The organism is Shinella yambaruensis (genome assembly GCF_050859155.1).
GTDB lineage: Bacteria > Pseudomonadota > Alphaproteobacteria > Rhizobiales > Rhizobiaceae > Shinella > Shinella yambaruensis.
This window is the reverse complement of the sequence record NZ_CP150639.1, coordinates 314,026-333,031: the sequence shown is the minus strand read 5'-3', so window position 1 is coordinate 333,031 and position 19,006 is coordinate 314,026. Positions and strand designations below refer to the sequence as shown.

16 protein-coding genes are annotated in these 19,006 nt (G+C 65.6%); 7 read left to right on the top strand and 9 right to left on the bottom strand.

The features are described from left to right. Position 1: 1 nt before the first annotated feature. Genes WMC41_RS23920 through WMC41_RS23910 form a run of 3 tightly spaced genes read right to left on the bottom strand, consistent with a single transcriptional unit; the run spans position 2 to position 3,626 of the window. On the bottom strand, positions 2 to 1,258 hold the full coding sequence (locus WMC41_RS23920) for a sarcosine oxidase subunit beta family protein (RefSeq protein WP_432349251.1): 1,257 nt from the start codon (positions 1,256 to 1,258) through the stop codon (positions 2 to 4). 7 nt (positions 1,259 to 1,265) lie between these two features. Next, positions 1,266 to 2,414 (bottom strand): M24 family metallopeptidase, encoded by a 1,149-nt coding sequence (locus WMC41_RS23915; RefSeq protein WP_432349249.1) that lies wholly within the window; start codon positions 2,412 to 2,414, stop codon positions 1,266 to 1,268. A gap of 30 nt (positions 2,415 to 2,444) precedes the next feature. Next, positions 2,445 to 3,626 carry a M24 family metallopeptidase gene (locus WMC41_RS23910; protein ID WP_432349247.1) on the bottom strand — a complete coding sequence of 394 codons (1,182 nt, stop codon included), beginning with the start codon at positions 3,624 to 3,626 and terminating at the stop codon, positions 2,445 to 2,447. A 223-nt stretch (positions 3,627 to 3,849) separates the two neighbouring features. On the opposite strand from WMC41_RS23910, the gene ehuB reads away from it, so the two are divergent. The 5 genes from ehuB (at position 3,850) to WMC41_RS23885 (ending at position 7,596) form a co-directional block, all read left to right on the top strand. Continuing rightward, positions 3,850 to 4,680, top strand: a complete 831-nt coding sequence (ehuB, locus tag WMC41_RS23905; RefSeq protein ID WP_432349245.1) for an ectoine/hydroxyectoine ABC transporter substrate-binding protein EhuB — start codon at positions 3,850 to 3,852, stop codon at positions 4,678 to 4,680. A gap of 63 nt (positions 4,681 to 4,743) precedes the next feature. Continuing rightward, the gene (gene ehuC / locus WMC41_RS23900; RefSeq protein ID WP_432349244.1) at positions 4,744 to 5,472 is read left to right on the top strand and encodes an ectoine/hydroxyectoine ABC transporter permease subunit EhuC; all 729 of its coding nucleotides are present in this window, start codon (positions 4,744 to 4,746) and stop codon (positions 5,470 to 5,472) included. Further along, a complete protein-coding gene (gene ehuD / locus WMC41_RS23895; protein ID WP_280530969.1) occupies positions 5,472 to 6,125 on the top strand; it encodes an ectoine/hydroxyectoine ABC transporter permease subunit EhuD in 654 nt (217 codons plus the stop codon). The genes ehuC and ehuD overlap by 1 nt, the downstream gene beginning before the upstream one ends. Then, the gene (gene ehuA, locus WMC41_RS23890; RefSeq protein WP_272807804.1) at positions 6,122 to 6,901 is read left to right on the top strand and encodes an ectoine/hydroxyectoine ABC transporter ATP-binding protein EhuA; all 780 of its coding nucleotides are present in this window, start codon (positions 6,122 to 6,124) and stop codon (positions 6,899 to 6,901) included. Before ehuD ends, ehuA begins: the two co-directional genes overlap by 4 nt. Next, the gene (locus tag WMC41_RS23885) at positions 6,901 to 7,596 is read left to right on the top strand and encodes a GntR family transcriptional regulator (RefSeq protein WP_244766448.1); all 696 of its coding nucleotides are present in this window, start codon (positions 6,901 to 6,903) and stop codon (positions 7,594 to 7,596) included. Before ehuA ends, WMC41_RS23885 begins: the two co-directional genes overlap by 1 nt. 57 nt (positions 7,597 to 7,653) lie before the next feature. On the opposite strand, the gene WMC41_RS23880 is transcribed toward WMC41_RS23885, so the two are convergent. Next, positions 7,654 to 10,749, bottom strand: a complete 3,096-nt coding sequence (locus WMC41_RS23880; RefSeq protein ID WP_432349320.1) for an efflux RND transporter permease subunit — start codon at positions 10,747 to 10,749, stop codon at positions 7,654 to 7,656. A gap of 23 nt (positions 10,750 to 10,772) precedes the next feature. Continuing rightward, the gene (locus tag WMC41_RS23875) at positions 10,773 to 11,993 is read right to left on the bottom strand and encodes an efflux RND transporter periplasmic adaptor subunit (protein ID WP_432349241.1); all 1,221 of its coding nucleotides are present in this window, start codon (positions 11,991 to 11,993) and stop codon (positions 10,773 to 10,775) included. A gap of 117 nt (positions 11,994 to 12,110) precedes the next feature. Here WMC41_RS23875 and WMC41_RS23870 point away from each other — a divergent pair, with 117 nt between their 5' ends. Next, positions 12,111 to 12,773, top strand: a complete 663-nt coding sequence (locus WMC41_RS23870) for a TetR/AcrR family transcriptional regulator (protein WP_432349240.1) — start codon at positions 12,111 to 12,113, stop codon at positions 12,771 to 12,773. 65 nt (positions 12,774 to 12,838) lie between these two features. Here the strand turns inward: WMC41_RS23870 and WMC41_RS23865 are convergent, their stop codons facing one another. The 3 genes from WMC41_RS23865 to WMC41_RS23855 all read right to left on the bottom strand — a co-directional run bounded on the left by WMC41_RS23865 (position 12,839) and on the right by WMC41_RS23855 (position 16,160). Next, on the bottom strand, positions 12,839 to 13,114 hold the full coding sequence (locus WMC41_RS23865) for a hypothetical protein (protein ID WP_432349238.1): 276 nt from the start codon (positions 13,112 to 13,114) through the stop codon (positions 12,839 to 12,841). Between the two features lie 132 nt (positions 13,115 to 13,246). Then, positions 13,247 to 14,701, bottom strand: coding sequence for an FAD/NAD(P)-binding protein (locus WMC41_RS23860; protein WP_432349237.1), 1,455 nt, complete (start codon positions 14,699 to 14,701; stop codon positions 13,247 to 13,249). Between the two features lie 46 nt (positions 14,702 to 14,747). Further along, complete coding sequence (locus WMC41_RS23855; protein ID WP_432349235.1) at positions 14,748 to 16,160, bottom strand: LLM class flavin-dependent oxidoreductase; 1,413 nt, start codon at positions 16,158 to 16,160, stop codon at positions 14,748 to 14,750. Positions 16,161 to 16,411: 251 nt separating this feature from the next. On the opposite strand from WMC41_RS23855, the gene WMC41_RS23850 reads away from it, so the two are divergent. Beyond that, the gene (locus WMC41_RS23850) at positions 16,412 to 17,623 is read left to right on the top strand and encodes an acyl-CoA dehydrogenase family protein (protein ID WP_432349233.1); all 1,212 of its coding nucleotides are present in this window, start codon (positions 16,412 to 16,414) and stop codon (positions 17,621 to 17,623) included. 153 nt (positions 17,624 to 17,776) lie between these two features. On the opposite strand, the gene WMC41_RS23845 is transcribed toward WMC41_RS23850, so the two are convergent. Further along, positions 17,777 to 18,991 (bottom strand): SfnB family sulfur acquisition oxidoreductase, encoded by a 1,215-nt coding sequence (locus WMC41_RS23845; protein WP_432349231.1) that lies wholly within the window; start codon positions 18,989 to 18,991, stop codon positions 17,777 to 17,779. Between the last annotated feature and the right edge of the window lie 15 nt (positions 18,992 to 19,006).

Sequence of the window (19,006 nt, the reverse complement as noted above, 5' to 3'; positions counted from 1 at the left end):
CCTACTGCAGCCAGGCGAAGGGACCGGCCCCCGCCTCGTCGAGACTGTGGCCGGTGCGGAAACGGTCGAGCCCGTAGCCGCGCGTCAGGGGGTGAACCTCGCCCGTCGCCAGCATGTGCGCGAAGCACCAGCCCGATGCGGGCGTCGCCTTGAAACCGCCGTAGCACCAGCCCCCGTTGAGATAGAGGCCCGGGACGGGCGTGAGCGAAATGATCGGGCTCGCATCCGGGGTCATGTCCATGATGCCGCCCCAATGGCGCAGGAGCCGGAGCCGGGAAATGTTCGGCATCAGGGCGACGGCGGCCTCGCAGGCCTCCCGCAGCACGCCGGCATTGCCGCGCTGGGCATAGGAATTGTAGCCGTCGAGATTCTCGCCGAAGACGAGGCCGCCCTTGTCGGACTGGCTGACATAGAAATGGTCCGCACCATAGGCGACGACGTGATCGACCAGCGGTTTCACCGGCTCGGTCACGAAGGCTTGCAGGACATGGCTTTCGATCGGCAGCTCCAGCCCGGCCTTCCGGCCGAGAACGGACGTATGCCCGGCGACCGCGAGCCCGACCCGCTCAGCGCCTATGCGCCCGCGCGTCGTCTCCACGCCGACGATCCTGTCGCCCTTGCGCAGGAAATCGACCACCTCGCAATTCTCGATGATGTCGACGCCATGGCCGCTCGCTGCCCGCGCATAACCCCACGCGACCGCATCATGCCGGGCCGTGCCGGCGCGCGCCTGAAGGATGGCCCCGTGAATGGGAAAGCGGGCCGTATCGGAGAAATCGAGATAGGGCACCAGCCGGCGCACCTCGTCCCGGCCGAGGATCTCGGCATCGATGCCGTTGAGGCGCATGATGTTGGCGCGATGGCTGAAGGCGTCCATCTGGTCCGCCGAATGCGCCGTGACGATCTGCCCGCGCTGGGAGAACATGACGTTGAAGTTCAGCGCGGCCGACAGGCCTTCCCAGAGCTTCATCGAGAATTCGTAGAACTGGGTGTTGCTGTCAAGCAGGTAGTTGGACCGGATGACCGTGGTGTTGCGCCCCACATTGCCGCCACCGATATAGCCCTTCTCGATCACCGCGACATTGCGGATACCGTGGTTCTCCGCAAGGTAGAACGCCGTCGCCAGCCCGTGGCCGCCGCCACCGACGACGATGACATCGTAGGAGGGCTTCGGCGAAGCGGCGCGCCAATGACGCTGCCAGTGACGGTTTCCGCCGATGGCATGCCGGAGGAGGGAGAATGCGGAAAAGCTGCCCATCACGAATTCACCGAAGGATCGGCCCCATTGGTGTGCGTGTCAGGACTTCCGGACCGTCGTCCGTCAGCAACACGGTGTTGGAAATGAAATCGTCGCCCCGGCCGGTGCCCATCAGCCAGGAGAGGATGTGGAAGCTCATGCCGGTGCGGATCGCGAGATCGGAATCGTGCCGAAGGCCGGTGACGGAATTCCCGCCGGTCCAGGACGGGGGCTGGCCGATGCCGACGCAATAGCCGCAATGATGCCGGCGATAGTGCGAAAGCCCCCGTTCGTCGGCGACGTTCTGCCAGGCGGCATAGACGTCGCGGGCACGCGCGCCGGGCCTCAGCGCATCGACCACCGCGCGGAAGGCCTCGGCGGCAATCTCCGCCATGCGCGCATCCGCATCGCTGATCCCGCCAAGGCGCACCAGCCTGCCGAGCGGGGCGTGATAGCGCGAAACGCAGCCGGACAGCTCGATGAACACCGGCTCGCCCTTGCGATACCGTGCCGAACCCCACGTCGTGTGCTCCTCGCCCAGCCGCGAGAACGGCCGGATGAACGGGCCGAAGCCGGGGACATGGCCGCCGGCGCGCGTCATCGCCGCGAGGCATTCGGCCGCGACGTCACGCTCGGCCGCACCGTCATGGACGGCGTCGGTCGCGGCCTGCGCGGCGATGTCGGTGATCGCGGCCGCCTTGCGCATGAGCGCCTGCTCTTCGAGGCTCTTTACCAGCCGCAGCCGGTCGACGAGGTTGGAGACGTCCGTCCATTCGGCCTCCACCAGCGCCTCCAGCCGCCGGGCAAGGCCGTGGCTGAGGCCCGCGGTCCAGAGTTCCAGCCCGAGCCGCCGTGACGAAAGCCCTCGCTCGGCAAGGATGCGCGCGGCGAGATCGGCAGCGGTTTCGCTGTCGGAATGACCACGGAACTCGGCGGATCGGACATGGTTCTCGATCGTCACGCGCTCCATCGCCCGTGTGACGAGCACCGGCCGGCCTTCGACGGGCACGATCAGCAGATGCGGCGCGAAATAGCCCCAGTGATCGAGGCCCGTCAGATAGAAGACGTTTTCCGGCGACGCGAAGACGGCGGCGTCGAGCCCGCAAACGGCGATCTCATGCCGCACGATATCGAGCCGCCGCGCGATCTCCTCTGCGCTGAAGGGATTGCCATCCATGATTCTTGCCTCGTGAATTTCGGTTTTCTGTCAGTCGACGACGATGAGCTGCCGGGGCGCGGCGCAGAGCTTCTCGCCGCCCGTGTCGGTCACGACGAAGGATTCGGATATCGCCAGGCCGAAGTCCTCAAGCCAGACGCCGGCCATCATGTGGAAGCACATGCCGGGCTCCAGTTCGGTCCTGTCGCCGGGGCGCAGGCTGGCGGTGCGCTCGCCCCAATCCGGCGGATAGGCAAGCCCGATGGGATATCCGACGCGGCTTTCCTTCTTCAGGCCGTTGCGGCGCAACTCCGCCTGCCATGCCGCCTCCACCTCCTCCGCCACATTGCCGGACCGCGCCTTTTCGAGCCCGGCATCGACGGCATCCACGATCACCCTGGCAATATCCTGATACCTCTGCGGCGGCTTGCCGAAATGGACGGTCCGCGTCAGCGCGACATGGTAGCGGGAGCGGACACCGGCGATCTCGAGGATCGCAAGCCCGCTGTCCGGCAGCGGGTCGTCGTTCCACGTCAGATGAGGCGTCGCCGTCCCCTCTCCGACCGGCATCAGCGGGCAGATGGCCGCGTAATCGCCGCCCATGCCGTCCACCCCCATGATCTGGGCGTGATACAGTTCCGCGATCACCGCGTTCTGCGGCACGCCGGGTCGCATGCGCTCGACGGCGCGGCTCATGGCATGCGTGCAGATCCGGCCCGCCTGGCGCATCAGCGTGAGTTCCGGCTCGGACTTCACGAGCCTGGCCCAGTTCACGAGGTCGCGATTGTTGGAGAAAGCCGCGTCCGGCAGGCCGGCGGCGAGGTGTGCGTGGCAGCGCGCCGTATAGTAGTGCGCGTCCATCTCGACCCCGATGCGGGCGCCCGCCCATCCGCGCGAGCGGATGAGATCGGCCAGTTCGTCATAGGGATGCCCGTCCGGGTTCTGAACGAGATGTTCGGAAAAGGCGACGACGTTTGCCTCCGGCAAGCCGGTCGTCATGAGCGCGCTCTTGCGATCCTGGGCACGGCCGAACCAGATCGGCAGATCCTCGTCCAAATGCACGAGCACGCATTGCGGCACGTAGAACGACCAGCCGTCATAGCCGGTCAGCCAGTTCATGTTGGCCGGATCCTGGCAGACGACGAGGTCCAGCCCGGCGGTGGCCATACGGTGCTTCACCTCCCGCAGCCGGCGCGAATATTCCTCGCCCGTGAAGATCTGCCGTCGCGACATCCCGCCCTCCAACACTGAACCAACGATGACAAGATGTGTACATCAATTCTCAGTCCGCGCAATATATCACCTGAAAACTTTTTATTTATCCGAAACCTTGCAAATTTTATCAACAAGACGTATACATCTTTAGGTGCTCGGCCACGGGCGCCGCTCTTTGAGACTCCTGACAAAAACACAAGGGGAACCCATGTCTCGATTTCTCTTCTCTCGCCGAAATGCCATGAAAGCCGCCGTGCTGGCATTTGCCGCCGTCTCGGTCGCAGGCCCCTCGCTCGCCGAGACCACCCTCGAAAAGGCGAAGGCCGCCGGCTACATCCGCATCGGCTTTGCCAACGAAGCCCCCTTCGGTTTCGCCACGCCCGACGGCAAGCTGACGGGCGAAGCGCCCGAGGTCGCCAAGGCGGTGCTCGCCAAAATGGGCATTCCGGAGGTCGATGGCGTGCTGACCGAATTCGGCTCGCTGATCCCCGGCCTCAAGGCCGGACGTTTCGACATCATCGCCGCCGGCATGTTCATCAACCCGAAGCGCTGCGCCGAGATCGGCTTCTCCGAGCCGTCATACGGCATCGGCCAGGCCATGCTGGTGCCGGCCGGCAACGCCAAGAAGATCGCCGATTATTCCAGCTTCGCCGACAACAAGGATCTCAAGCTCGCCGTGATGGCCGGCGCCGTCGAGGCGGGCTATGCGAGGGAGGCCGGCGTTGCCGAGGAGCAGATCGTGACCTTGCCGGACCAGTCGAGCCTCGTTGCCGCCGTCCAGTCGGGCCGCGCCGACGGCGCGGCGCTGACCGCCCTTTCCATCGCGGACATGGCGAAGAAGGCGGAAGGTGTGGAATCGACCACGCCCTTCGGCGAAGTCGCCGGCAAGTCGGTCAAGGGTCACGGCGGGTTCGGCTTCCGCAAGGAAGACACGGACCTGCAGGAGGCCTTCAACAAGGAACTGGCTGCCTTCCTCGGCTCGCCGGAGCATCTCGCCCTTGTCGAGCCCCTCGGCTTCGGCAAGGATTACCTTCCGAACAAGACGACCGCCGAACTCTGCCAAGGCGAATAAGCTTTTCGCGCGGGCGGCGATGCCAAGGCCGTCCGCGTCTTCGCCTATGACGGGGGATTTCCGATGTGGATACGCGTGCTCGCCGCCATGCTGGCGGCTACCCTGACGGCCATCGTCATCCTGTCCTTCCAGGACGGTTTCAAGGTCTTCGTGCCCGGCCTGCTCCAGGGTGCCTGGCTGACGATCCAGATCGCCGTTCTCGGCGCCTTGCTGGCCGTCGTCATGGCGCTGACGGCAGCGCTCGCCAAGCTCTATGGCCCGCTGCCGTTGCGATGGCTGGCGGTCGCCTACATCGAGATATTCCGCGGCACGTCCGCGCTCGTGCAGCTCTTCTGGCTGTATTTCGTGTTGCCGCAGTTCGGGGTTTTCATGGATGCGTTTCCCGTCGCCGTGCTGGCGCTCGGGCTGAACATCGGTGCCTACGGTGCCGAGGTCGTGCGCGGCGCCATCCGGGCCGTCCCGAAAGGCCAGTGGGAAGCCTCCACGGCGCTCAACATGACGCGGGCGCAAATGCTCCGGCGCATCATCCTGCCGCAGGCTTTCGTGGCGATGATCCCGCCCTGGGGCAACCTTTTCATCGAGCTCGTCAAGTCGACCTCGCTCGTCTCCCTGATCACGCTCGCCGATCTCACCTTCAAGGCACAGCAGATGAACCAGGCAACGCTGCAGACCGTACCGATCTTCACCCTCGTCCTGCTCCTCTATCTCGCGATCTCGCTGACGATCACGATCTGCATGCGCTTCACCGAGGGATGGGCGGCCAAGGGCGTGCTGCACGGAAAGGCCTCGTGATGTGGGACTGGGCCTTCACCATCGACATCCTGCCCGTGCTGGCACGGGCCGCGGTCATCACCGTCCAGGCGACGGCGATCGGCTTCGTCATTGCGGCGCTCCTCGGCCTCGTCCTGGCATCGATACGGCTCTCCTCCCCGGCGGCGGGCCTTGTCGTCGCGATCCTGGTCGAGCTCGTCCGCTCGACGCCGCTCCTCATTCAGATCTTCTTCCTGTTCTTCGTTTTGCCCAAGGTCGGCATCGTGTTGGATGCCTTCACGGCGGGCGTGCTCGCGATCGGCCTGCACTACGCGGCCTATTGCTCGGAGGTCTACAGGGCCGGCTTCGAGAACGTTCCCCGCGGCCAGTGGGAGGCATCGATCGCGCTCAACCTCTCCCCCTGGACCACCTTCAAGGACATCATCCTGCCGCAGGCGCTGCCGCCGGTGGTGCCGGCGCTCGGCAACTATCTGATAGCGCTGTTCAAGGAGACACCCCTGCTTTCGGCGATCGCCGTCGTCGAGCTCATGCAACGCGCCAAGATCATCGGCTCGGAGACCTTCCGCTACACCGAACCGGTGACGCTCGTCGGGCTTTTCTTTCTGGTGATGAGCCTCCTGTCCGCGGGACTGGTCCGCGTCTTGGACGGCTGGCTTTCAAGGAGATACGGATGACCGAAATGCCCATGGTCCGCTATGAGAACGTGTCCAAGCGTTACGGCGCCTTCACCGTTCTCGACAATCTCAACCTCGACGTCGCGCGCGGCGAGAAGGTCTCGATCATCGGCCCGTCCGGATCCGGCAAGACGACCGTGCTGCGCATGCTGATGACGCTGGAAAGCATCAATGGCGGCACGCTGTGGGTCGATGGCGAGCCGATGACCCACATGCCTAAGAACGGACGGCTGGTGCCCGCGGATGCGAAGCATATCCGCCGTATCCGCGCGAAGATCGGCATGGTGTTCCAGTCCTTCAACCTCTTCCCGCACATGACCGCCCTCGGCAACTGCATAGAGGCGCCGATCACCGTCCTTGGAATGGGAAGGAAGGAAGCGGAGGAGCGCGCCGCCGAGCTGCTCGACATGGTCGGCCTGTCGGCCAAGAAGGATCACTATCCGGGCCAGCTTTCCGGAGGCCAGCAGCAGCGCGTGGCGATCGCCCGGGCCCTGGCCATGCGGCCAAAGATCATGCTTTTCGACGAGGTCACCTCCGCGCTCGACCCGGAGCTCGTGGGCGAGGTGCTTCAGGTCATCCGCAGGATCGGCGCCGAGCACGATCTGACGATGCTCATGGTGACCCACCAGATGGGGTTCGCCAAGGAATTCTCCGATAGGGTTTGCTTTTTCTATCAGGGGAAAATATGCGAACAGGGACCGCCCGCGCAGATCTTCGGCAACCCGCAGAACGAGCGGACGCGGCAATTCCTGAACGCTGTCCTGGAAGCTGGTTGATGGCACAGACCGACAATTCCGGTGCAAAGGAGCAATCCGCCCCTCTCGTCGGCGCGAAAGAGCGTTTCGACCGCATCTACAACACGATCCGCGACCAGATCTGCCTTCTGGAATATGCACCGGGCACCCGGCTTTCGGAGGAGGAGCTGGCAAAGCAGTTCGATACGAGCCGGACCCCCGTCCGTCGCGTCCTTGCACGGCTGGAAGCGGAAGGGCTCGTCGCCTCCGTGCACGGGGTCGGCACGATCGTCACGGATCCCGATCTCGACGAGATCTTCCAGATCTACCGTCTCCGGCTGGAGCTTGCCGAACTGGTCGGCAAGCTCGATCCGCTCCCGCGCACCCCGGACGATCTGGACAGGATCCGCGCGCTCATCAAGCGCTGCGACGACGAGATGCAGGAACCGTCCCAACGCGCCTTCCTGCGCCTCAACATGGATTTCTACTGGGAGATATCGGCATTCACCGGCAATGCGGCGCTGCGCGAGGTTAATGAACGGCTGTATCTCAAGATCGTCCGCGTCGTCCTGAAGATGATGCCCAAGCTCGGGCTTGTCGAGGAATACCGGGCATTCCGCGACGAAATGCAGGCCGTCTTGAACGCCGCCGAGATCGGGGATTGGGAAGCCATCGGCTACATCCGCCGGGCCCATCTCTCGATGAGCTACAATCGCATCAAGAATTATGCGAGATGATTTTGACATCGAAGGGCAAGGACTGGCGATCCCGCTCGACGGATGCGGCAAACGCGTCTACGCGGCCCTCGGCCTGCCCCTTCCGGCCACGATCACGAAGAGCAGCGGCACGAAGAAGACACCGAGCACGGTCGCTGCGATCATGCCGCCCATCACGCCGATGCCGATGGCGTTCTGCGCGGCCGAGCTTGCCCCCGTCGCGAAGGCGAGCGGCAGGACGCCGAGGATGAAGGCGAGCGAGGTCATGACGATCGGCCTGAGGCGCATGCGGGCAGCCTCCAGAACGGCGTCGACGACGCTTTTGCCCTGATCGCGCAGGTCCTTGGCGAATTCGACGATCAGGATGGCGTTCTTGGCCGTAAGGCCGATCGTCGTCAGCAGGCCGACTTTGAAATAGACGTCGTTCGATTGACCGAATATCCAGGCGGCGACGAGCGCGCCAAGCACGCCGACCGGCACCGCAAGGATGACGGAAAGCGGGATGGACCAGCTTTCGTAGAGCGCGGCAAGGCAGAGGAAGACGACGAGCAGGGAGACGGCGTAGAGCATCGCCTCCTGCGAACCGGCAAGCCGCTCCTGGTAGGACAGGCCGGACCAGGCCGCGCTGTAGCCGCCGTCGAGACCGGCGACGAGCGCCTCCATGCGGTCCATCGCATCGCCGGAGCTGGCGCCGGCCTGTGCCGCACCGTTCATGGAGATGGCCGCCGTGCCGTTGAAGCGGGCGAGCGAGGGCGAGCCCTGGATCCATGTCGTCGTCGCGAAGGCGGAGAACGGCACCATCTCGCCATCGCCATTGCGCGCGTACCAGCGGTTGACGTCCTCCGGCTGCATGCGGAAGGGCGCGTCCGCCTGCACATAGACGGGCTTGATCTCGCCGTTATAGACGAAGTCGTTGACGTTGCTGCCGGCAAAGGCCGTGGAGATCAGCCCGTTGATGCCGCTGAGATCGACGCCGAGCGCACCTGCCTTCTCCTGGTCGATCTCGATCTTCAGCTGGCTTTCCAAGGTGCGGGTATTGCCGCGTACATTGCCGACCGTGTCGTCCTGCTGGGCGAGGTCGGCAAGCTGGTTGCTGGCCGCCGTCAGCGCGTCGCGGCCGCGGTTGCCGGTGTCTTCCAGATACATGGAAAAGCCGTTGCTCTGCCCCAGCCCCTGGATGGCGGGCGGCGCCAGCACGAAGACCTCCGCGTCGCGGATCTTACGGAAATGCGCCGAGGCACGCTGCGAGATGGCGGAAGCCGAAAGCGACGTATCCGTGCGCGCGTCGAAATCCTTGAGGCGCACGAAGGCCATGGCGGCGTTTTCGCCGCTGCCGCCGAAGCCGAAGCCGAGCGTCATGAAGACGCTCTGCACGGCGTCCTTCTCCTCCGTGAGGAAATAGTTCTCGACCATGTCGATGACGGCCTGCGTGCGGGCGGCATTGGCGCCGGCCGGCAGGGTGATCTGCGTCATCAGCACGCCCTGGTCCTCCTCCGGCAGGAAGGAGGTCGGCAGCTGCGTATAGACCCACCAGGCGCCGCCGAGGAGCATGGCGAAAAGCACGAGCATGCGCAGCGGCCGCACAAGCATGCCGCCGACGGCGCTCACATAACCGCGCGTCGTCTTCTCGAAACCACGGTTGAAGCCACCGAAGATGCGCGCCGCCAGCCCGCCATGCGTGGGCTTCAGCAGCATGGCGCAGAGCGCCGGCGTCAGGATGACCGCGACGAGGACGGAGAGCAGCATGGCGCTGGCGATGGTGACGGAGAACTGCCGGTAGATGACGCCGACCGAGCCAGAGAAGAAGGCCATGGGAATGAAGACGGCGGTGAGGACGAGCGCGACGCCGATGAGCGCGCCGGTGATCTCGCCCATCGACTTCTCCGTCGCCTCGCGGGCGGAGAGCCCCTCCTCCGACATGACGCGCTCGACATTCTCCACCACGACGATCGCATCGTCGACGAGAAGACCGATGGCGAGCACCATGGCGAACATGGTCAGCATGTTGATAGAATAGCCGAGCGCCGCAAGCACGCCGAACGTTCCGAGCAGCACGACGGGCACGGCGATCATCGGGATGATCGTCGCGCGCAGGTTCTGCAGGAAGAGCAGCAGCACGAGGAAGACCAGCACGATCGCCTCGATCAGCGTCTCCACGACCTTCTCGATGGACAGCTCGACGAAGGGCGTGGTCTCGTAGGAATAGGCGATCTCGACGCCCTCGGGCAGCGAACCGGCGAGGCTGTCGAGCTCGGCATGCACGGCCTCGGCCGTCGTGATGGCATTCGCGCCGCTCGCCAGCTGCACGCCGAAGCCGGCGGCCGGCATGCCGTTGAAGGTCGAGCTCTGGCCGTAGCTTTCAAGCCCGATCTCGACGCGCGCGACATCGCCGAGGCGCACGACGGAACCGTCCGTCGCCGTCTTGAGGATGATCTTCTTGAACTCGTCGGCCGAGGTCATCTGCGTCTGCGCGACGATGCTCGCCTTCAGCTGCTGGCCGCGCACGACGGGCGTCGCGCCGATGGAGCCGGCGGCGACCTGGGCATTCTGCGCCTGAATGGCCGCGGTGACGTCGGAGGGAACCAGCTGGTACTTCTGCATCTGATCGGGATCGAGCCAGATGCGCATGGCATAGCCGCTGCCGAAGGCCTGCACGGAACCGACGCCGTCGAGCCGTTCGATGCGCTCCTCGATGCTGCTCGACATGATGTCGGAAAGCTCCGAGGAGGTGTAGCGGCCGTCGCGCGAGATGATGTTGCCGATCATCAGGATGCCGGAGGGCGAGCGGGAGACGGTGACGCCGGCGTCCTGTACGGCCTCGGGAAGCTGGGATTCGACGCGCGACAGCTTGTTCTGCACCTCGACCTGCGCCAGTTCCGGATCCGTGCCGCTGGCGAAGGTGAGCGAGATGGAGGCCGAGCCGGTGTTCGACGTGGATTCCATGTAGAGCAGGCCATCGAGGCCGGTCATCGCGCCCTCGATCTTCGTCGTGACCGAGTTCTCGACCGCTTCCGCCGTGGCACCGGAATAGGTCGCGCCGATACGGACCGTGACGGGCGCGACATCGGGATATTGCGAGATCGACAGCGAGTAGATGCCCATGACGCCGGAAAGCAGCGTGGCGATCGCGAGCACGATGGCAAAGACGGGGCGGGCGATGAAGAAGCTCGCCAGGGCATTGCGCCGGAAGCCTTCGGTCATTGGGCGGCCTCCGACGCTTCGCCCGCATCGGCGGGGCTGGCGAGGGACTGCTTGACCACGCCGTCCTCATCGATCGTCGCTTCCACGGCCGTTACGGCAGCGCCCGCGGAAATCTTCTGGAAGCCATCGACGATCAGGCGCTCGCCGTCCTTCAGGCCGTCGGTCACGATCCAGTTGTTGCCGCTCGTGCCCTCGGTCGCAAGCTTGCGCTGCTCCACCTTGCTGTCGGCCGAGACGACATAGGCGATGGGATCGCCCGTGCCGCTGCGCTGGACGGCGCGCTGCGGGACGAGGAAGGCGTTCGGCATGGTGCCGAGATCGACGGAGGCGCGCACGAACATGCCCGGCAGCAGGATGCGCTCCGGATTGGGGAAGCTTGCGCGCAGGGTGAAGGTGCCCGTGCTCTCGCTGACATTGACCGTCGCCAGCGAGATCGTGCCGATGGTCTTGTAGTCCTCGCCGTTCTCGAGCGTCAGCCTGACGCTCGGTGCCCCCGCGCCGTCGCGGCCGAGGCGCCCCGCCTCGACATCCTGCCGGATCCGCAAAAGGTTGGCGCTGGTATCGACGAGGTCGACATTGACGGGATCGATCTGGCGGATCGTCGCCAGCGCATCCGTCTGGTTCTGCGTGACCAGCGAGCCGACGCTGACGCCGGCCGTGCCGATGATGCCCGATATCGGCGCCTTGATCGTGGTGTTGTCGAGATCGATGCGCGCCGTCTCAAGGCTGGCCCTGGCCGATTCCACATCCGCCTTCGCCTGCAGCAGCGCTGCCGTCGCCTCGTCCAGCGCCTGCTGGCTCACGGCGCTCTGCGATTGCAGCCGCTGGTTCCGGTCGAAAGCCGACTGCGCCGACTGCTGCGTCGCCTCGGCGCGCGACAGCGTGGCCGCCGCCGCCGCATAGGCCGCGCTGAACTTCGCATCGCGCACCTTGAAGAGGATGTCACCGGCCTTCACCTGCCGGCCCTCGCGAAAATCGATGCTTTCGATGATGCCGTCGATCTGCGGGCGGATCTCCGCCGTGGCGTGCGCCACCACGCGGCCGGAGAGCTGGGTATAACGCGGAACGGACTGCGCCTTCAGCACCACGAAGCCCACCTCGGCCGCGGGCAAGGCCCCGGCGCCGGGCGGAGCGTTTCCACCGCTCTGGTCCGAGCAGGCGGCCAGGAACAGGCCGGCGGCAACGAGGCCGATCCGCAGGGTTTTCTCGCGCATCATGCACCTTTTCTTCGGAGCGGCGGACCATGCCGCACGCTTGCCATATTTACAAAACTCATGAGTACCATTAATATCCAGATATCGACATTGTCAATGGCCCGCCTCTGGATAACCTCCATGACCGAAACAACCGCCACAACTCTCCCGGCCAAGCGCCGGAAACGCGGCCGCCCCAGACTCGCGACGCCGGCCGAACAGAGGGCCAAGATCGTCGAGGCGACGCGCAAGCTGTTCCTGGCCGAAGGCTACGGCAGGACGACGATGAGCGAGGTTGCCGCCCACTGCCATATCTCCAAGCGCACGCTCTACGAACTCTTCCCCTCCAAGACCGATCTGCTCGCCGCGATCATCGAGCAGCACCGCACCAGCATGCTTGCGCTTCCCGGCGACTATACGGGCCTGAGCCTCTCGGACGCCCTCGAACGCATCTTCCAGATCGATATCAGCACGGAAGAGGATAGCGCGCGCGCGGCCTTCCTCAACCTCACCATCGTGGAAGCCGCGCGCTATCCAGAAGTCGGCGAGATGATGAAGAGGCTCGGCGGCCAGCGGGCCCATGCGCTGCTTGCCGAATGGATGGAGGGAGAAAAGCGGGCCGGAAGGCTCTTCGTCGACGATACGACGAGCGCCGCGACGATCCTCATGGACATGATGTTCGGCGCCGTCGTCACGAAGACGGGCACGGGCGCCGAATGGCCGGGCTTCGACGCACGCAAGGACTACATGCGGCGCTGCATCCGCATCTTCGTCCACGGCACCGGAAAATCGCCCGCTATCTAGTGCATTTCCAGAAAAAGTGCGACGCGGTTCTGCGTCCGGAAACGCGCAAAGACAATTGAACCTGCTCAGACGTATATTTCCCGCTCGCCAAAGGGATCGCCATCCTCGAAATTGCGCGTGCCGATGCGCGAGGTGCTTGCGCCTTCGGCGGTCTGCCGCTGTGCCGAACCTGCCTCCTTCGCCTTCAGCACAGCGATCTCGGCCTTGAGGCTGGCGATCGCTTCCTTGAGTTCGGCCTGGGCCTCCTCGTCCATCGCTTCGGCAAGCTCGCTCTCCTTGGCCGAGAGCTGCGCTTGAAGCGCGGAAAGGCTGGTGCCGCCGGACGAGGACGTGAGTGTCACGGTTGCCGATATCGTCGAGGAGACTGCTCCGACCATGTCTATCCACCAGATCGCTTTCGATAGGCCGGAGCGTAGCTGGAACTTATTGAGGTACTCTCAGCGCGCGTTTTGTACCTCCGCGTCCCGCCTCCTCTACCCAGCGATGTCGTGATCGCCGTGATAGCTCGACTGCCGAGAGCGAAAGGTCGCCGTGGCGTTCATCTGGCGCACGATGTCTTCCGCCACGAAGACCGCATGGTCCGTCACCTGGGGCAGGCCCATCAACTCGCCGAACGTGCCGCGGGCCAACGGGCCGGCGATGTAGAGGCTATTCAGCGCCTGCCCATCGGTTCCGATGGCGCGGCTTCGCTCGTCGACCGCGATGCCAAGACCGACGGCATCCGATTGCAGATCGCCCGCGGTGGCGAGACCCGCGAGGAATGGCTGGCTTGAAAGCACCGATGCATGCCCCGGGCCTGTCGTCACGATCAGGCTGCCATACGTTTCCTGGTACGGCTCCCGCCCATGGCGCGGGCGAAAATCCACGGCAATCCCGCCCTCTGCGGGGCAGGTCACACCGGCGATGGCCGCAGCATGAAAGGAAAGCGTGCCAGCGGCCAGGCGCCGGTCGATGACCGCTTCCACCTGGGGCGCGATACGGAAACGGTGCACGTCCCAGTAGGGTCGCAGGAAGCGCGCGACGCGCCGGCGCTCGGCGACAGGCAGAGAGCGCCAGATATCGCTGCCCTGGCCGCGAACCCGGTCGAAAACCGCATGCCAGCTGAGCCCCGCAGCATCGGCCTGGACAAGGCCCTCCCGGATCCGCCGCAGCAAGGCCCGCGCCGAGCGGGATGGCGGATCGGCAAACTCGCCGAACGGCTCCTGAACGGAAAGGTTGTGCCCGCGCGAGCGAAGGCCGCGGCGCGAGACGGCCGTGATCCTGCCGCGATGCCCCGCGGCATCGAGTGTCGCGATGACGTCCGCTGCGGTGAGCCCCGTGCCCACGACCAGCACCCGGTCGTCCGGGGCGATGCCGGAGAGGGCGCCGGGCACCGTGGCATCCGGGATGTAGCCGGCGCGGCCGGAAAGGGCGCGGTGGAGGGTTGCGGGCGGCTGCGGGCTTGGATGCGTCGTCGCGACGACCACGATATCGGCCTCCAGCGCCGGGCCGTCCCCGGTCTCGACATGCCAGCGCCCCGAGCGCGCCGCCGTCACCGCGCGGACGCGGCTGCGGCGATGCTCGACCGCTCCGCTCGCGACCAAGGGGGCAAGGTTGTCGGAAACATAACGGCCAAAGGCGGAACGGCGCGCGAAGGCGTGTCCCTCCGGCGTGACGGCCTCCGGATCGTCCGCAAGGGTCCCGCTGCGGACGAGCCAGTGCTGGAAATGATCGCCGTCGTCGGGAAGGAGCGACATGCGCGTCGCGGGCACATTGATGCGGTGCGTCGCCTCGTCCGTATCATAGGCAAGGCCGCCCCCGAGCATCGCCCGGGGCTCGAAGACGACGATCCTCGCGGCGCCGACGGGAAGCCGCCGCACGAGATGATAGGCGCAGGCGGCACCGGTGAAGCCGCCCCCGATGATCGCCACGACTGGCCTTGCCGGCATCCGTTTCACCTCCGCGCCACGCAGCGGCATCGCCGCAAGCGCCGCGTCACGCACCGACCGATTTCAGCGCCGGGATATCGGCGTCGCGCCGCTTCACGGCCTCGATATCCCTGTAGCCATCAGCCGGATGGGTTTTCGGCAGGTATGGCCCTTCGCCGAACAGCTTCTCCCGCAAGGTACCCTCCCTATAGGCCGTCGGATAGGCGCCGCGCTTCTGCAGCTCCGGCACGATATGGGCGACGACATCCTCGAAGCTGTCGGGCGTCACCGCATAGGCGAGGTTGAAGCCGTCGACATCCGTATCGGCCACCCATTCCTGAAGGATGTCGGCAATGCGCTCCGGCGAGCCGACGAAGACCGGTCCCATGCCGCCGATGCCGCCGAACCGGGCAAGCTCGTCGATGGTCCACGACTTGTCGCCGCCGGCAATGTGCTCGACGAAGGAGTGGATGGCGTTGGTCTCGATCTTCTCCACCACATCCGCCGGCGCATACTGGCCGAAATCGATGCCGCTCCAGCCGGACATGAAGGTCAGCGAGCCGTCATAGGAAACGTAGCTCTTGTAGTCCTCGAATTTCTTCTGCGCCTTCTCCTCGGTCTCGTCGGTGATGATGGTGACGAGCGTGTAGATATAGACCTTTCTGGGGTTGCGGCCGGCAGCGGCGATGCGCTGGCGGATATCGGCGACATAGGCCTTGAGCACCGACTTCGTCGGCGCGGCGACGAAGATGCACTCGGCGTGCGCGGCGGCGAACGCCTTGCCCGGCCCGGAGGCGCCGGCCTGGTAGAGAACCGGCGTGCGCTGCGGCGAGGGCTCGGTGAGGCCGTAACCCGGCACCTCGAAATACTTGCCCTTGTGGCCGATCTCGTGGACCTTTTCGGGATGGGTGAAGATGCGCCTGTCGCCGTCGCGCACCACCGCACCCTCCTCCCAGGAGCCTTCCAGCAGCTTGTAGAGCACTTCCACATATTCGGCGGCGACCTCGTAGCGGTTGTCGTGCCGGCGAAGGCCGCCCTGCCCGACATTCTTCGCGCCGCTCTCCAGATAGGAGGTGACGATGTTCCAGCCGACGCGGCCCTTGGAATGATGGTCGGCCGTCGCGAGGCGGCGGGCGAAGGTATAGGGATGCTCGAAGGAGGTGGACGCCGTGATGCCGATGCCGAGATGCTGGGTGGCGAGCGCGATGGGGGCCGCAAGCTGCAGCGGATCGTTCACCGGAATCTGCGCGGCCTGGTGGATGGCATGATAGTTCGAGCCCTTGTAGACATCGTAGTAGCCGATGACGTCGGCGATGAAGATGCCGTCGAAGACGCCGCGTTCCAGCGTGCGGGCGAGATCCTGCCAATAGTCCAGGTCCTTGTATTTCCAGGACCTGTCGCGCGGATGCGCCCACAGGCCGGGGGACTGGTGGCCCACGCAGTTCATGTCGAAGGCATTGAAGCGGATATGGCGTGCCATGGGTCTCTCCAGGGTATCGGGCCAGGGTATCGAGAATGCCTGGCGGCATTGGCCGGGGCGAAGATAGCGCCTTCTTCCATTAAATACAGAAATTCTATCTTTTATATGTATTAATTTCGGAAACGGCTTTTCTGGCTGCCATCCGGGGACTCTGGGAAGATGCGCGCAGCGGCGGAAAACCGTGCGCACCCTTTCACCCACCCCGACCGTGGCGACCTGCCCGGGATCGGCCGGAGAGCAGGAGACCGACCATGACCGCCCTACACCTTGTCAAGGAGTCCGACCTTCAGGACGATCGGGCCCGCCTCTTCGCGAAGGCCGAGGAGATTTCCGCCGACCTTGCCCGCCGCGGGGCGCAGCTCGATGCCGACGGCAAGCCGCCGTTCGCGGAAATCGAGCGGCTGAAGACGGAGGGCCTCCTGACCGCGCTGCACCCGGTCGAGATCGGCGGCGGCGGTCTCGACTGGGTGGACGGGCTGCGGCTCGTGCGCATCCTGGCGCGCGGCGAAAGCTCGATCGGCCAGTTGCTCGGCTATCATTTCGTCAACAGCCAGTACGTCTACTGGGCGGCCGACGACCCGGACAAGGCCTGGGACCTCGGCGTCGAGACTGTCGCAAAGAGGCTCTACTGGGGTGCCGCCGTCAACCCGCGCGATCCCGGCCTCACGCTGACCCGCAGCGACGACCACTACCTGCTCAACGGCCGCAAGACGTTCTCGACCGGCGCGCATGTCTCCGACCGCATCAACGCCAATGCGGCCTTCGGCGACGAGATCGCCAATATCGTGCTGCCGACCGACCGGCCCGGCTACATCGCCAATGACGACTGGGACAATATCGGCCAGCGGCTCTCCGACAGCGGCAGCGTGGAATTCCGGGATTTCCCGGTCTACGAAAGCGACTTCCTGCTGCCGCTTGCGAGGAAGGATGACGCCCCGCCCGTGCAGGCGACGTTCAACACGCCGCTGATCCAGCTCGTCTTCGTCAACTTCTATCTCGGCACGGCGGAAGGCGCGCTGGCGGCAGCCACCGACTATGTGCGCACCACGACGCGCCCCTGGGTCACGTCCGGTCTCGAAAAGGCGAGCGAGGATCCGTATATCCTGGAACGCATCGGCGAGTTCCGCGCAGCGCTGAAGGCATCCGCCGCGCTCGCCGACGCGGCCGCCGCCATCGTCCAGTCGTCGCTTGCGCGCGGCAGGGGCGTCACCGCCCGCGAACGCGGCGAAGCGGCGATCGAGGCCTACGCCGCAAAGGTCAACGCCACCCATGTGGCGCTCGACGTCACTTCGCGCATCTTCGAGCTGACCGGCGCCCGCTCGACGGCATCGCACCACCGTTTCGACCGCTACTGGAGGAACGTGCGTACCCACACGCTGCACGACCCGGTCTTCTACAAGGCGCGCGAAGTCGGCGACTTCGCCCTCAACGGCCGCGTGCCGGAGCCGAGCCTCTATAGCTGAGGCGAGGATCGGCTGGCGAAGCGAAGGCGGCCGATGGCCGCTTCTTGTTTTTGGCAGGCACCGTTCCTGCAAGCTTCGCCGCCCTTGGGCAAAAAAAACCGCAACCCCGAAGGATTGCGGCCAGGTGACCACCCCCACCACGAGGGTTGGATTTCAGAGCGCGCCGTTCTTCGGCGGCGTGACGCCGTTGAGGTGATAGTTGCCGACGACATGGTACTTCCAGCGCACCGGATCGTGCAGCGTATGGGTGCGGGCATTGCGCCAATGGCGTTCGAGGTTCAGGCCGCGCCTGGTGGCGGACGTGCCGGCCAGCTCGAAGAGCACGTTGGTCGCGTCGATGGCGAGCTCCGTCGTCAGCACCTTGGCGGCGGCCACCGCCAACGTCGCGGCCACGGCATTCTTCGCATTGAGGTTGACCTGCGCCTGGTCGACCTTGCGCCCGGCCCGCTCCAGCGTCGCCTCGGCCGCCTCGACGCGGATGGCGAGCTCGCCGATGCGGGCGATGGTCAGCGGATCGTCCGCGGCGCGCTCGACACCGCTGTCCGTCCAGGGCCGCGCCGTGTCGCGCACGTAGCCGATCGTCTCCTTCAGCGCCGCGCGGGCGATGCCGAGATCGACGCCGGCATGGATGATCTGGCCGACCGAGCCGATCGTGCCGGGGCGCTCGAACCCCTTCTGGTGCGGCACGACGGCCTCGGCCGGCACGTAGACGTCGCGCAGGATCGTCGTGCCGCTGCCCGTCGTGCGCTGGCCGAAGCCATCCCAGTCATCGACGATCTCGATGCCTTCCGTCTCGCGCGGGGCAAACGACATGGTGAGGCGGTCCTCGTCGTCGAGCGCGAAGATCGCCACCCAATGGGCGAAGAGCACACCCGTCGAATAGAACTTCCGCCCGTTGATGCGAAAGCCCGCGCCATCGGGAGCAATCCGCGTGTTGTAGTCACCGACCGTCTTGGTGCCGACCTCGGAAAGGGCGTTGCCGAAGCGGTCGCCGGCGAGAGCCCGGCTGAAGTAGAAGCGCTTCTGCGCCTCGCTGCCGTCGTGACGGAGCGCCTCGAGAATGTAGAAATGGTTCTGCGGGATCTGGCCGATCGAGCTGTCGGCCTCGGAGAGGATCGCCGTGACCTCGGCGAGCACCGCATTGGAGACGTCGATGCCGCCATATTCGGCGGGAACGGTGATGGCGAGGAGGCCGGAGGCGGAAAGCCGGTCCAGCTCCTCGTACGGCAGCGCCCGCTCGTAATCCCGCCGGCTCGCGCCGCCGGCGAATTCGTCGGCAAGCGTGCGCGCGACGGCAAGCGCCTCGTCCTCGCTGGCGATGCGATGGGCGGTGTCCTGGGGGTTGGCGAGCCGGGTGACGCTGCTCATGAGAAATCCTTTCGA

Coding starts and splice junctions, on each gene's coding strand:
- WMC41_RS23920 (WP_432349251.1), bottom strand. CDS start 1,258: ATGGGCAGCTTTTCCGCATTCTCCCTCCTCCGGCATGCCATCGGCGGA.
- WMC41_RS23915 (WP_432349249.1), bottom strand. CDS start 2,414: ATGGATGGCAATCCCTTCAGCGCAGAGGAGATCGCGCGGCGGCTCGAT.
- WMC41_RS23910 (WP_432349247.1), bottom strand. CDS start 3,626: ATGTCGCGACGGCAGATCTTCACGGGCGAGGAATATTCGCGCCGGCTG.
- ehuB (WP_432349245.1), top strand. CDS start 3,850: ATGAAAGCCGCCGTGCTGGCATTTGCCGCCGTCTCGGTCGCAGGCCCC.
- ehuC (WP_432349244.1), top strand. CDS start 4,744: ATGTGGATACGCGTGCTCGCCGCCATGCTGGCGGCTACCCTGACGGCC.
- ehuD (WP_280530969.1), top strand. CDS start 5,472: ATGTGGGACTGGGCCTTCACCATCGACATCCTGCCCGTGCTGGCACGG.
- ehuA (WP_272807804.1), top strand. CDS start 6,122: ATGACCGAAATGCCCATGGTCCGCTATGAGAACGTGTCCAAGCGTTAC.
- WMC41_RS23885 (WP_244766448.1), top strand. CDS start 6,901: ATGGCACAGACCGACAATTCCGGTGCAAAGGAGCAATCCGCCCCTCTC.
- WMC41_RS23875 (WP_432349241.1), bottom strand. CDS start 11,993: ATGATGCGCGAGAAAACCCTGCGGATCGGCCTCGTTGCCGCCGGCCTG.
- WMC41_RS23870 (WP_432349240.1), top strand. CDS start 12,111: ATGACCGAAACAACCGCCACAACTCTCCCGGCCAAGCGCCGGAAACGC.
- WMC41_RS23860 (WP_432349237.1), bottom strand. CDS start 14,701: ATGCCGGCAAGGCCAGTCGTGGCGATCATCGGGGGCGGCTTCACCGGT.
- WMC41_RS23855 (WP_432349235.1), bottom strand. CDS start 16,160: ATGGCACGCCATATCCGCTTCAATGCCTTCGACATGAACTGCGTGGGC.
- WMC41_RS23850 (WP_432349233.1), top strand. CDS start 16,412: ATGACCGCCCTACACCTTGTCAAGGAGTCCGACCTTCAGGACGATCGG.
- WMC41_RS23845 (WP_432349231.1), bottom strand. CDS start 18,991: ATGAGCAGCGTCACCCGGCTCGCCAACCCCCAGGACACCGCCCATCGC.